We start from the raw sequence: 12,095 nt of genomic DNA, 5'->3' as shown, positions 1-12,095 counted from the left end.
CCAACTTATTCGAAGTAGACCGAGCCCTGATTATACAACGTGCAGAGCAGTCCCAGCAGGGCCCCGTCGTCGGCGAAGCGGGCGAGCTGCGCGGAATCGATGCGCGCGCCGGCGCACAGAAGTGCCGCCATCGGCCGGGCATCACCTTTCAGCAGGTATTGTTCACCATCCACGAACAGCGCGGTTTCGTCATCGAAGTCGTAGTAGGCGAAACGGGAACCTTCGTTCCAACGAAGTTGCTCTCCGGCACGGATTGCCCCGGCAAACTCCTCGGTGGACGCTGGCTCCTCGGCAGGAACAACGATGTCCATGTTCTTGGGGGCGGTGGCGTACTGGCCGAACCAGAGGGAGAGCTGTCGTCGATCACCGAGCTTCTCGCGCAGAATTGCATCCAGTTTGTCAATTACCGCCGGTTGAATGGTGCCGGGATTGTCCTGAACCTGCAGTTCCGGGTCGTTCAGGTGATCGCTGGCGTCAGACTGACCGCACAGAAAATCGGTGAATCCGGTCAGGATGTCGTCAATGGTGGGAGCTCGGAAGCCAACCGACAGAGTGATGCAGTCGTTTTCGGCAACGCCATGGTGGCCAATTCCCGGGGGCAGGTACAGCATGTCGCCGGGCGCCAGGGTGACCGTCTCCTCTCCGTCCCAACTGCTCAGAATGCGCAGTGGGGTTCCCTCCACGCGGGGCGAGGTGTGGTCGCAGTGTCCACCAAAGGTCCAACGGCGGTGTCCCTGGGCCTGCAACAGGAAAACATCGTACTGGTCATAGTGCGGCCCGACGCTGCCGCCTTTCGGGGCAAAGCTGGCCATGATGTCGTCCAGTCGCCAGTTGGGTACGAACCGGAAGTGTTCCAGCAGGTCGGCTATCTCCGGAACCCAGTGGTCCAGGCCCTGCACCAGCAATGTCCAGTTTTGCTCCGGCAGTTGGCTGAACCGCTCCGGGGTGAACGGACCGTTGTGCAGTTGCCAGGGCTTGCCGTCATCGTTTTCGATGACGATCCGGGACTCAACCGTTTCCTCGCAGGCGAGGCCAGCGAGTTCGTCCGGGCTGACTGGCGATTCCAGATCCGGAAAGGCCTGGCGGATAACCAGCGGTTTTTTCTGCCAGTAGTCCCGCAGAAACTCAGAGGCTGTTAGTCCGCCAAGCATGTCCATATATCCGCTCCCTGTATCAGATGTTGCGTGCCTGATCGATGGCGTTGCCGATGTAACTGCCCGGGGTTAAGGCCATCAACTCAGCCTTGGCCGCCTCGGGAATGTCCAATGTCTCGACGAAATTCTTGATCACTTCCGGCGTCATTGCCTTGCCACGGGTCAAGGCCTTGAGCTTTTCGTAGGGTTTTTCGATGTTGTATCGACGCATGACCGTCTGAATGGGCTCGGCGAGCACTTCCCAGGCATGATCGAGATCCTCATCGAGGCGCGCCGGGTTGATCTCCAGCTTGCCAAGGCCTTTCAGGGTGGCTTCGTAGGCGATCAGGCTGTGGGCAAAACCGACCCCAAGGTTACGCAGTACGGTGGAATCGGTCAGGTCTCGCTGCCAGCGGGAAATCGGAAGTTTGGCCGACAGGTGGCCAAGGAGCGCATTGGCGATTCCCAGGTTGCCTTCGGAGTTCTCGAAATCGATCGGGTTAACCTTGTGGGGCATGGTGGACGAGCCCACTTCGCCTTCCACAGTCTTCTGCTTGAAGTAGCCCAGCGAGATATAGCCCCAGATGTCGCGGTCCAGGTCGATCAGGATGGTGTTGAACCGGGCAACGGCATCGTAGAGTTCGGCGATGTAGTCGTGCGGTTCGATCTGGGTGGTGTAAGGGTTCCAGTCCAGCCCCAGATTCTCGATAAATTCACGGGCATTGGCAGCCCAGTCGATCTGGGGGTAAGCCGAGAGGTGGGCGTTGTAGTTGCCAACCGCGCCATTAATCTTGCCGAGCAACTCAGTGGCGCGAATCTGCTTCAGCTGGCGGCGCAGACGATGGACCACGTTCGCCAGTTCCTTGCCGACAGTGGTCGGGGAAGCCGTCTGGCCGTGGGTGCGCGACAGCATGGGCTGTTCCGCATGCTCCTGCGCCAGTTCGCCAAGCTTCGCGACCACTTTGTCCATTGCCGGCAACAGTCCATGGTCCAGACCCTCTCGCAACATCAGGGCGTGAGAGAGGTTGTTGATGTCCTCGGAGGTGCAGGCGAAATGCACAAATTCAGTGACCGCATGTAGCTCCGGGAATTCTGCGATCTTTTCCTTGATAAAGTACTCGACCGCTTTAACGTCGTGATTGGTCGTGCGTTCAATGTCTTTGATGCGCTCCGCATCCGGCAGTCCGAAGTTACCGACCAGATTATCGAGGAAAGCGTTCGCTTCGGTTGAAAAGGCCGGAACCTCAGCAATGTCGGGGTGGGCTGCCAGCTTCTGGAGCCAGCGGATCTCGACGGTCACGCGGTTCCTGATCAGGCCATATTCACTGAATATGTCTCGGAAGACGCTGACTTTGTTGCCGTAACGTCCATCGACCGGGGAAATGGCGGTCAGGGCGGTGAGTTCCATCGAAAACCTCTCAAATCATCAAAGAAACGGGACAAAAGGAAATACGGGGCGCATATGATACACCAGCACTGCGCCCGAATCAGTCGTATCGGGTTTACAGGGGCCGATTGGCTTGGTCTGCCAGCTCCCGGGCATGCCGGATGACCTTTTTGCGGGCAAAGATCAGTTGCCACCGTCGGCCGCCAGTCTGGCGCCAGAGTACCGCTGAACGGATGCCCGCCAGGAGCAGGGCGCGAACCCTCGCGGCATTCTCCTCCTGCTGAAGGACGGTGGGGTTGCCACTGACCTGGATTCTCAGGCGGAAGGTGCTGATGGTGTCTGCATAGATCGAAGCAAGGTTGCTGATCAGGTTGCTGTGTGTGTAGCCAAAATGGCTGGCCGTGTGCCGGGCCTGGTCGATCCGGCTGCCGATGACGTCCAGCATGTCCGGCCGGCGGTTGAGCTTTGATTCAAGGTGGATCAGGTTCAGCACGTAACGCAGGACTTCAATATCCTGTTGCTTGCTCTGCTCGCTCAGGACTGACGAGAGCGTGACCAGACCTTCGCGGATATCCGCCAGATCACCGCCGTATACGTCCAGTGTTGATGCCGGGTCCGTGGCAAACAGCGAGCGGATGCAGGTTTCCAGGCTGGCCTCCGTGCATTGGCCATTGTGTGCGATCTGCTGGACCAGGTTGGCGGCCTGAAATACGCCGGCCAGTGCGAGGGTTTGGTCGTTTAGGGTACGGCTCATGCACCGGCTTCCTGTTGTGGCAATGCGGCAATACGCGTGGGCAGTGCTTCGCCATCGCGCCAGGTTTCTTCAATCACGCCGCCGCCCAGGCAAACCTCGCCGTCGTAGAATACGACCGACTGGCCGGGCGTGACGGCTCTCTGGGCATCGTCAAAGATCACCTTGACACCGTTTTCCAGAACCTGGACTTCGCAGTCCTGATCCGGCTGACGGTAGCGGGTCTTGGCTTTGCAGCGGAACTGCATGGCTGGCGCCTCACCCGCCACCCAGTCGACCGGTCCGGAGACCAGTCCGCGGGAGAACAGCAGGGGATGGTGTTTGCCTTGTACCGCAATCAGAACGTTACGGTCGAGGTCCTTTTCGGCCACATACCAGGGCTGGTCACCGAATTCGCTGAGGCCGCCAATGCCCAGCCCCTGGCGTTGACCGATGGTGTGGTACATCAGACCCTGATGTCGGCCTATAACTTTGCCCTCCGGCGTTTCGATGTCACCGGGCTGGGCGGGAAGATACTGCTTGAGGAAGTCCGTGAACTTGCGCTCGCCGATGAAACAGATACCGGTAGAATCCTTTTTGTCGTGGGTGACAAAACCCTGGGCTTCGGCAATCCGCCGGACCTCCGGCTTTTCCAGTTCCCCGACCGGAAACAGGGTTCGGGCGATGCGTTCGCCGGATACCGCGTGCAGGAAGTAGCTCTGGTCCTTGTTGGGGTCGAGCCCCTTGAGCAGTTGGGCTTTGCCGGAACCATCATTGAGCGGACGCTGGCGCGTGTAGTGCCCGGTGGCAATATAGTCCGCCCCCAAGGTAACGGCGTAGTCCAGAAACGCCCGGAACTTTACTTCCTTATTGCAGAGGATGTCCGGGTTGGGCGTGCGTCCAGCAGTGTACTCGGACAAAAAATGCTCAAATACCCGGTCCCAGTACTCCGCTGCGAAGCTGGCGGTGTGAAGTTTGATGCCGATGGCATCGGCAACCGCTTGAGCGTCCGCCAGGTCCGTCATGGCAGTGCAGTACTCGGTACCGTCGTCTTCGTCCCAGTTTTTCATGAACAGCCCTTCAACCTGGTAACCCTGATCTTTCAGCAGCCAGGCTGCGACAGAGGAGTCCACCCCGCCGGACATGCCGACGATCACTCGGGTGCTTGCTGCGGGACGTGTTTCGGTTGCGTGTGTCATGAGTGCTTCAATCTGGCTGAAAAGCCGCCAAGTCTATCATTTGTCCGTCGTTACGTCTGCGTGTCGACAACGACATCCAGTGGATAGCGGCGGCCGTTTCGGTAATCTTCTATGCACGTCAGGACAAGGGGGCTTCGCAACTGGCTTCCCAGTTGGCGGATGTCCTCGAGGTCCATCCAGTGTGCGGCAATGATGCCGGTGTCCAGTTCGTCCGTAACGTGTTCCAGGGGCCTCGCGGAATAGCAGAACCGGTAGTAGGTGACACCGTTGGCAGGCGCCTTGTAGGTGTACACGCCGAGGAAGTGCTCGGGTTCGACGCGCCAGCCGGTCTCCTCAAGGGTCTCGCGCCTGACAGCGTCCAGGATGGCTTCGTTCTCCTCGACATGACCGGCAGGCTGATTGAAAACAACGTGACCGCCACTGAGCTCTTCTACAACCAGATAGCGACCCTGAGGGTCCTGTACGATAACGGCGACAGTCGCGTGAGGGGTCCAGGTCATTGTTTCTTGGCGCTCCTTGGTGTCTTGCCTGACTTTCGGGCGGCTGCTGTAGGTTTCCGCCGCGGCCTCGGCGCGGGAACGTGAACCGCAACGGTTCGGAAATCGCCGGGGTTCAATCCGTCCAGCGTCCAGTCCCCTATACGGTAGCGGATGAGTCTGAGCGTTGGAAAGCCAACGGCGGCCGTCATTCGACGGACCTGCCGGTTGCGGCCTTCTGTTATTGAGAGTTCCAGCCAGCTTGTCGGTACCGATTCCCGGTGACGCACTGGCGGCGTTCTGCTCCAGACGTTGGGCTCATTCATTCTGGTCGCTTTAGCGGGCCCCGTGACACCGTCCTTGAGTCGGACACCCTGTTCCAGTTGCGCCAGCGCCTCATCGGTAATCTGGCCTTCCACCTGCACCCAGTAGGTTTTTGCCATCTTCTGGGACGGCGAAGCGATTCGATGCTGGAGTATGCCGTCGCCGGTCAGAAGTAATAATCCTTCAGAATCGTAATCAAGCCGGCCTGCCGGATAAATGTTGGGTATCTGAATCCAGTTTGCCAGGGTCGCGCGCATCGGCTTGGAGGAATCCCTGCGGTCATCTGTGAACTGGCTCAGAACTCGGAAAGGTTTATTGAAAAGAATCAGGTCGGCCATTCCAGTCAGCGCATCCGGGGTGTTAGGTTGGTGGAGTGGAAGGGTACTGTAACCGTGGCGAATGGCAAAATCCGGGGGAGGCACCTTTAAACAGGTGCTTGCGAATGCACGAACAGGCCCGGCCCCGAGTTTGCTCCGAGCTAGTTGGATCAAAACCAGCTACGCCGCGCCTGCTTGAAGGGTCGCAGGCGCGTCGGGGCAGTCAGCGAAACTCAGTCAGGCGTTTGCTGCTCGGGGAGGGTAGTTACCCCGGCCAGATTCATCGGAATCAGATTTTTTTTCGGCCGTCGCCCCGGAACCATCCTGAGACTGTTTCTGGGGTTGTTCGTCCGGAACAATGTTGATTGCGTGAACGCCCTTGTCGCTGGGTTTTTTGTCAAAGGTGACGGTCTGGCCGGCCTTCAGAGTCTTGTAGCCGTCCATTTGTACCGATGAAAAGTGGGCAAACAGGTCATCGCTGCAGCCATCCTCAATAATGAAACCGTACCCTTTGGCATTGTTGAACCACTTGACCTTGCCTCTTGGCATGATGAACTCCCCTGTCCATGTGCTGTCACACTATATTATTGGTGCTGTGCGCATTCCGGTCGGTAAAGACTCGACGCGGGTCCTGTTACATAAAGCTCGCATGAATTTACATTGTTTAACAATGCCAGTTAACTTTCGACCAATCGAGGCGTTGAGTCAATAGTTTCTATTACCGGAATGTGTGGTTGAACCCGGTCCGGAACCGGTATCATGCTCGTATTGATAAATACCTCACGCCCGGTTTTTCGGCTGCGCTTGAAAACACGGGGACAGACAACCACATTTAGGCAAGGGCACCGATAAACCGGTAAAGAATGATGCGGACTATCGAAGATTCTCTACTAGTATTTAATCAAGGGGAGGACGAACAACCGGGACGACATGACGATCTCAGCGTTGCGCCCGAAAAAACCGCCCTGAAGCATCCGGCGAGGTATCGCGTGGTGCTACTGAACGATGATTACACGCCCATGGATTTTGTAGTGGACGTTTTGATGAAGTTCTTCGCTATGAACGAAGAGAAGGCGACGCAGGTGATGCTGCTCGTCCATACGCAGGGAAAAGCCGTATGTGGGGTGTATACCCGAGACATCGCAGAAACAAAGGCGGCACAGGTGAACCAGTATTCTTCGGAATGCGAACATCCGCTCCTTTGCGAGATTGAACGTGCGGACTGACAGACGTTGGGGTGGCCCATGCTGAGCAAAGATCTTGAAATTACGCTGAATACGGCCTTCAAAAGTGCCCGGGACAAACGTCATGAATTCATGACCGTCGAGCATCTGCTGTTGGCCCTGCTAGACAATGAATCGGCTGTGGGCGTTCTGAAAGCCTGTGGGGCGGATCTCCAGAGGCTTCAGGAGGAACTGGTGGAGTTTGTCGATTCCACTACGCCGTTGATCCCCAGTAACGACAGTGAGCGTGAAACCCAGCCGACTCTGGGCTTCCAGCGAGTGCTCCAGAGGGCTGTATTTCACGTCCAGTCCTCCGGCAAGAAAGAAGTGACCGGGGCGAATGTCCTGGTGGCGATCTTCAGTGAGCAAGAGAGCCAGGCGGTCTACGTCCTGAAAAAGCAGAGCATTGCCCGCATTGACGTGGTCAATTTTGTCTCTCACGGTATTTCCCGGGTTCAGGGCGCAGAAGATCAGGAGGGCCACGATCAGGCGGCCCCGGATGAGGCTGGCGAAGAGGGCGGTCACTCCAAGCCGCTGGAAAGCTACGCAACCAACCTGAATGAGCAGGCCCGTCAGGGACGGATCGATCCGCTGATCGGTCGGGAGCATGAGGTTGAGCGTGTTGTTCAGATTTTGGTCCGTCGGCGGAAGAACAATCCGCTGCTGGTTGGTGAGGCGGGCGTCGGCAAGACGGCTATCGCCGAAGGGCTTGCAAAACGGATCGTGGACGGCCAGGTTCCTGAAATCATCTCGGATGCGGTGGTGTACTCACTGGATCTGGGTGCCTTGTTGGCGGGAACCAAGTACCGTGGTGACTTCGAGAAGCGGCTTAAGGGCCTGTTGGCGGAGCTGAAGAAAGAAAAGCACGCCATTCTGTTCATTGATGAGATTCACACCATCATTGGGGCGGGCTCGGCATCCGGCGGAGTTATGGATGCGTCCAACCTGCTGAAACCCATGCTGAGCTCAGGCGAGATCCGTTGTATCGGCTCTACGACCTTCCAGGAATTCCGTGGAATTTTCGAGAAGGACAGTGCGTTGGCCCGACGGTTCCAGAAAATCGATGTCAACGAGCCGAGTGTCGAGGATACCTACCAGATTCTGAAGGGCCTCAAGCCGAACTTCGAGAAGCATCACGACCTGAAGTATACCGACAAGGCCCTGCGTGTGGCCGCCGAACTGGCGGACCGATACATTACGGATCGCCATCTGCCGGACAAGGCCATCGATGTGATTGATGAGGCAGGAGCGCGGCAGCGTCTGCAGCCGGAGAACAAGCGGAAGAAAGCGATTGACGTGTCAGACATCGAGGATGTGGTTGCAAATATTGCCCGCATTCCGCCCAAGAACGTCTCCACCAGTGACAAGGATCTGCTGCGTAATCTTGAGCGTGATCTCAAGATGGTGGTCTTTGGACAGGATCCGGCCATTGAATCGTTGTCCACGGCAATCAAGCTGGCCAGAGCTGGGTTGAAGGCCCCGGAAAAACCGGAAGGTGCGTTCCTGTTCGCAGGTCCCACCGGCGTGGGCAAGACCGAGGTCACCAAACAGTTGGCCAAGGTGCTGGGCATCGAGCTGGTTCGTTTCGACATGTCCGAGTACATGGAGCGGCACACCGTGTCCCGACTCATTGGCGCACCTCCGGGCTACGTGGGGTATGACCAGGGCGGACTGTTGACCGAAGCAGTGAACAAGCATCCGCATTGTGTGCTGCTTCTGGACGAGATCGAGAAGGCTCATCCGGAAGTGTTCAATCTGCTGCTGCAGGTCATGGACCACGGTACGCTGACCGACAACAATGGCCGGAAGGCGGATTTCCGCCACGTGATCCTTGTGATGACCACCAATGCCGGTGCTGAAAGCATGGCCCGCCGCTCAATTGGTTTCAACGAGCAGGACCACAGCACGGATGGCATGGAAATCATCACCAAGACCTTCACGCCGGAATTCCGCAACCGGCTCGATGGCATCATCCAGTTTGCCGATCTGCAGAAGGCAACCATCACCCATGTGGTCGACAAGTTCCTCACCGAGTTGCAGGCGCAACTTGACGAGAAACACGTTGTCTTGCACGTGGATGAGGATGCCAAGGTCTGGTTGGCTGACAAGGGTTACGATGTAACCATGGGTGCCCGCCCGATGTCGCGACTGATTCAGGACAAGATCAAGCGTCCGCTGGCAGAACAGATATTGTTCGGCCGGCTGTCCGAGAAGGGTGGGGATGTCTACATCCATCTGCGTGATGACGAGCTGGTGTTTGATTACGAGGACGAGCCCGCAGAAGCCGTCTAGTCTCCGGTATTTTCATAACCAACAGAAAAACCGCTGCGAATCCGGCAGCGGTTTTTTTTGGCCCGTTCTGATTCTGACCGGTAAAAACAAAAAAAGCCCCGATTTTCGGGGCTTTTCAGATGTCAGGCAGCCTTAACGGGCGCGGTACACAATGCGGCCCTTGCTCAGGTCGTAGGGAGTCAGCTCAACCTTGACCTTGTCGCCGGTCAGAATACGGATGTAGTTTTTACGCATCTTTCCGGAAATATGAGCAGTCACCACGTGGCCGTTGCTGAGTTCAACACGGAACATGGTATTTGGAAGGGTGTCGATAATAACGCCTTCCATTTCAATGACATCTGATTTCGCCATTCAGTAGAAACCTCTCTTGGAATGTACTTCTCGTGATTTTAAATTGCGCAATTCTGCCTGAATTATCGGCATTTGGCAAAAGTCAGTTCAAATCAATGATCCGCCAGTGCCCATCGCGCAGCGCCTCGATAGGTTTGAAGCGGGTCTTGTAGTTCATTTTCCGGCACTCGCGGATCCAGTACCCCAGGTACAGGTGGGGCAACCCCCTACGTTTTGCCTCGTCTATTTGCCAGAGGATAGCGTAAGTGCCGAGGCTCCGGTGCTGGAGTGCCGGCTTGAAAACGGTATAGATGGCGGAAAGGCCATCGTCGAGCATGTCGATGGCGGCGAGGCCGACCAGCTCGTTCTCCAGCCGAATTTCCAGAAACCACGAATCCGTGGCGCCATCCACAAGAAACGAGATGAACTGTTCCCTCGACGGCGGGTACATATCACCGTCCTTATGGCGTTGCTCAATGTATTCGCTATAAAGCCGGTAATGCTGTTCGCTAAAGCTGGCCGGCACCAGATTTAGTTCGAGGTCCTGATTCTTCCGTACCACACGTTTCTGGTTTCTGTCGGGTTCGAAGTCGTCCACCCTCAGGCGAACCGGAATACAGGCATTGCAGCTTTCGCAGTGGGGCCGATAGTAATGGGAACCACTGCGGCGGAAGCCGAGGGCAGTCAGCTGGCTATAAAGCTTCTTGTCTATATGGGCCCTCGGATCGACAAACATCGTGGTCGCTTCCCGGTCCGGGAGGTAGCTGCAGTCATGAGGTGGCGTTGCGAAGAACACCAATGTTCTCAGATTGCTCATTCAAACCTCCGGACCAGACCATCGCCAGTTAAATGTCCAGTTGTGTCGGGCCGGCTCACTACCCACACATGCCCTGAGTATAGATAAAAACTCGCTTCTGGGAATACTACGGGCGCCCATCGTGAGCAGATGACGGCTCTCCACCTGGCAGTCCATCATTTTGTAGTCCCATTCCCTGAGCTGATTGGCAAGGTGAACCATCAGGACCTTTGACGCGTTGGTTTCGAGCGAAAACATGGATTCGCCGAAAAAACACTGGCCAATGGCCAGTCCGTACATGCCTCCGGCCAGCTCCCCGGCGCGGTTCCATACCTCGATCGAGTGGGCGTACCCCTGCCTGTGAAGCTCGGAGTAGCTGGCGATCATGTCCTCCGTGATCCATGTGCCTTCAGCCCGTGTTGTTGCGCACAATCGGATGATGCGACCAAACGCCTGGTCTGCCGTGACGCTGAACCGCCCTTGATTCAGCGTGCGCCGCAAACTGCGGGAGACATGGATGTCGTGAGGAACGAGGACGCAGCGGGGGTCCGGGGACCACCAGAGAATCGGTTGGTCATCGCTGTACCAGGGAAAGATGCCGTTTCTGTAGGCAAGAAGGAGTCGTTCAGTAGACAGGTCGCCGCCCAGCGCCAGCAAGCCGTCAGGATCGTCCAGTGCTTCATCCGCGGGCGGGAACCAGAGTTGTTCCGGGTCAAGCCAGGGTAGTGAGGTCATCCGGCTCCAATGTCGCAGTTTGCCTGCAGTGCTTCGCTTGGTGATATTGGCCGTCAGGTAGTGACTCCCGACGGCCGCCGCAAACTATTGAGTTGTCTGCGCCAGTTTAGTTCAGTCCTGTTGGTCCAGGAACTTTTCGGCGTCCAGGGCCGCCATGCAGCCAAAGCCCGCCGAGGTGACGGCTTGGCGATACACATGGTCCGCCACGTCGCCGGCCGCGAACACGCCCGGAATGCTGCTTTGGGTCGCCATGCCTTCAAGACCGGAGCGGATGCGGATGTAGCCGTTCTCCATGTCGAGCTGGCCCTGGAACAGGTCGGTGTTCGGCTTGTGGCCGATGGCAATGAAGACGCCTGCAAGGTCGAATTCCTGGGTCGAATCGTCTTTGGTGCTCTTGATGCGCATGCCGGTCACGCCGGTGCCGTCGCCCAGAACTTCGTCCAGGGTATGATCCCAGACGATTTTAACGTTACCGTTCTTGGCTTTTTCGAATAACTTGTCCTGCAGGATCTTCTCTGCCCGGAGGCTGTCGCGGCGGTGTACCAGTGTGACTTCATCGGCAATGTTGGAGAGGTACAGCGCCTCTTCCACGGCGGTGTTGCCGCCGCCAATCACAGCCACTTTCTGTTTCTTGTAGAAGAAACCGTCGCAGGTCGCGCAGGCCGACACGCCCTGGCCTTTGAACTTTTCCTCGGAGTCAAGACCCAGGTACATGGCAGATGCGCCGGTTGCGATAATCAGTGCATCGCAGGTGTACTCGCCACCGTCGCCCTTAAGCCGGAACGGGCGTTCGCGCAGGTCGGCCTCATTGATGGTGTCGTAAACGATACTGGTCTCGAAGCGTTCTGCGTGCTTGAGCATCCGCTGCATCAGTTCGGGGCCCTGGACGCCGTCGTTGTCGCCCGGCCAGTTGTCTACATCGGTGGTGGTCGTGAGCTGGCCACCGACCTCGATACCGGTGATCAGGGTCGGATTGAGGTTGGCCCGGGCTGCATAAACCGCGGCGGTGTAGCCGGCGGGGCCGGAGCCAAGAATGATCAGTCGGGAGTGTTTGGTTTCGCTCATTTGTGTGTGTCTCTCGCTAAAACGGTACGACGATGATGCCCGTGGCGGGCTCAAATCTGTTGAGGAAGGGCAGAAGGCTAACACGAAT

13 protein-coding genes are annotated in these 12,095 nt (G+C 57.3%); 2 read left to right on the top strand and 11 right to left on the bottom strand.

What is annotated here, in order from left to right:
* Positions 1 to 5: 5 nt before the first annotated feature.
* The 7 genes from K0B93_RS04155 to K0B93_RS19380 form a co-directional block, all read right to left on the bottom strand.
* Complete coding sequence (locus K0B93_RS04155; RefSeq protein WP_219866012.1) at positions 6 to 1,157, bottom strand: cupin domain-containing protein; 1,152 nt, start codon at positions 1,155 to 1,157, stop codon at positions 6 to 8.
* 16 nt (positions 1,158 to 1,173) lie between these two features.
* Positions 1,174 to 2,541 carry an adenylosuccinate lyase gene (gene purB, locus K0B93_RS04150; RefSeq protein WP_219866011.1) on the bottom strand — a complete coding sequence of 456 codons (1,368 nt, stop codon included), beginning with the start codon at positions 2,539 to 2,541 and terminating at the stop codon, positions 1,174 to 1,176.
* A gap of 94 nt (positions 2,542 to 2,635) precedes the next feature.
* Positions 2,636 to 3,274 (bottom strand): high frequency lysogenization protein HflD, encoded by a 639-nt coding sequence (gene hflD, locus K0B93_RS04145; protein ID WP_219866010.1) that lies wholly within the window; start codon positions 3,272 to 3,274, stop codon positions 2,636 to 2,638.
* Positions 3,271 to 4,449, bottom strand: coding sequence for a tRNA 2-thiouridine(34) synthase MnmA (gene mnmA, locus K0B93_RS04140; protein ID WP_219866009.1), 1,179 nt, complete (start codon positions 4,447 to 4,449; stop codon positions 3,271 to 3,273). Before mnmA ends, hflD begins: the two co-directional genes overlap by 4 nt.
* Positions 4,450 to 4,499: 50 nt before the next feature.
* Positions 4,500 to 4,949: an NUDIX hydrolase gene (locus K0B93_RS04135; RefSeq protein ID WP_219866008.1), complete on the bottom strand. Its 450-nt coding sequence runs from the start codon at positions 4,947 to 4,949 to the stop codon at positions 4,500 to 4,502.
* Positions 4,946 to 5,587, bottom strand: a complete 642-nt coding sequence (locus K0B93_RS04130) for a pseudouridine synthase (protein ID WP_219866007.1) — start codon at positions 5,585 to 5,587, stop codon at positions 4,946 to 4,948. The genes K0B93_RS04135 and K0B93_RS04130 overlap by 4 nt, the downstream gene beginning before the upstream one ends.
* 216 nt (positions 5,588 to 5,803) lie before the next feature.
* On the bottom strand, positions 5,804 to 6,115 hold the full coding sequence (locus K0B93_RS19380; RefSeq protein ID WP_219866006.1) for a cold shock domain-containing protein: 312 nt from the start codon (positions 6,113 to 6,115) through the stop codon (positions 5,804 to 5,806).
* A 317-nt stretch (positions 6,116 to 6,432) separates the two neighbouring features.
* On the opposite strand from K0B93_RS19380, the gene clpS reads away from it, so the two are divergent.
* Positions 6,433 to 6,792, top strand: coding sequence for an ATP-dependent Clp protease adapter ClpS (gene clpS / locus K0B93_RS04120; RefSeq protein ID WP_219868024.1), 360 nt, complete (start codon positions 6,433 to 6,435; stop codon positions 6,790 to 6,792).
* A gap of 18 nt (positions 6,793 to 6,810) precedes the next feature.
* Positions 6,811 to 9,081, top strand: a complete 2,271-nt coding sequence (clpA, locus tag K0B93_RS04115) for an ATP-dependent Clp protease ATP-binding subunit ClpA (protein ID WP_219866005.1) — start codon at positions 6,811 to 6,813, stop codon at positions 9,079 to 9,081.
* Between the two features lie 132 nt (positions 9,082 to 9,213).
* Here clpA and infA read toward each other — a convergent pair whose 3' ends face one another.
* The 4 genes from infA to trxB form a co-directional block, all read right to left on the bottom strand.
* On the bottom strand, positions 9,214 to 9,432 hold the full coding sequence (gene infA, locus K0B93_RS04110) for a translation initiation factor IF-1 (protein ID WP_014421226.1): 219 nt from the start codon (positions 9,430 to 9,432) through the stop codon (positions 9,214 to 9,216).
* 82 nt (positions 9,433 to 9,514) lie between these two features.
* Entirely contained in the window at positions 9,515 to 10,228 is a 714-nt protein-coding gene (locus tag K0B93_RS04105) for an arginyltransferase (RefSeq protein WP_219866004.1), read from the bottom strand.
* On the bottom strand, positions 10,229 to 10,942 hold the full coding sequence (aat, locus tag K0B93_RS04100) for a leucyl/phenylalanyl-tRNA--protein transferase (protein ID WP_219866003.1): 714 nt from the start codon (positions 10,940 to 10,942) through the stop codon (positions 10,229 to 10,231).
* A gap of 111 nt (positions 10,943 to 11,053) precedes the next feature.
* Positions 11,054 to 12,007 carry a thioredoxin-disulfide reductase gene (gene trxB / locus K0B93_RS04095; protein WP_219866002.1) on the bottom strand — a complete coding sequence of 318 codons (954 nt, stop codon included), beginning with the start codon at positions 12,005 to 12,007 and terminating at the stop codon, positions 11,054 to 11,056.
* Between the last annotated feature and the right edge of the window lie 88 nt (positions 12,008 to 12,095).

It is taken from the genome of Marinobacter sp. F4218 (genome assembly GCF_019443085.1).
In the GTDB taxonomy this organism is placed as follows: Bacteria; Pseudomonadota; Gammaproteobacteria; order Pseudomonadales; family Oleiphilaceae; genus Marinobacter; species Marinobacter albus.
The sequence above is the reverse complement of the archived record's forward strand: the minus strand, read 5'-3'. Positions and strand labels throughout refer to the sequence as shown.

Bases quoted from the DNA above. Each gene is read 5' to 3' on its own strand.
- infA (WP_014421226.1), bottom strand. From the start codon at position 9,432: ATGGCGAAATCAGATGTCATTGAAATGGAAGGCGTTATTATCGACACC.
- K0B93_RS04155 (WP_219866012.1), bottom strand. From the start codon at position 1,157: ATGGACATGCTTGGCGGACTAACAGCCTCTGAGTTTCTGCGGGACTAC.
- clpA (WP_219866005.1), top strand. From the start codon at position 6,811: ATGCTGAGCAAAGATCTTGAAATTACGCTGAATACGGCCTTCAAAAGT.
- K0B93_RS04135 (WP_219866008.1), bottom strand. From the start codon at position 4,949: ATGACCTGGACCCCTCACGCGACTGTCGCCGTTATCGTACAGGACCCT.
- purB (WP_219866011.1), bottom strand. From the start codon at position 2,541: ATGGAACTCACCGCCCTGACCGCCATTTCCCCGGTCGATGGACGTTAC.
- trxB (WP_219866002.1), bottom strand. From the start codon at position 12,007: ATGAGCGAAACCAAACACTCCCGACTGATCATTCTTGGCTCCGGCCCC.
- K0B93_RS04105 (WP_219866004.1), bottom strand. From the start codon at position 10,228: ATGAGCAATCTGAGAACATTGGTGTTCTTCGCAACGCCACCTCATGAC.
- clpS (WP_219868024.1), top strand. From the start codon at position 6,433: ATGCGGACTATCGAAGATTCTCTACTAGTATTTAATCAAGGGGAGGAC.
- aat (WP_219866003.1), bottom strand. From the start codon at position 10,942: ATGACCTCACTACCCTGGCTTGACCCGGAACAACTCTGGTTCCCGCCC.
- K0B93_RS19380 (WP_219866006.1), bottom strand. From the start codon at position 6,115: ATGCCAAGAGGCAAGGTCAAGTGGTTCAACAATGCCAAAGGGTACGGT.
- mnmA (WP_219866009.1), bottom strand. From the start codon at position 4,449: ATGACACACGCAACCGAAACACGTCCCGCAGCAAGCACCCGAGTGATC.
- hflD (WP_219866010.1), bottom strand. From the start codon at position 3,274: ATGAGCCGTACCCTAAACGACCAAACCCTCGCACTGGCCGGCGTATTT.
- K0B93_RS04130 (WP_219866007.1), bottom strand. From the start codon at position 5,587: ATGGCCGACCTGATTCTTTTCAATAAACCTTTCCGAGTTCTGAGCCAG.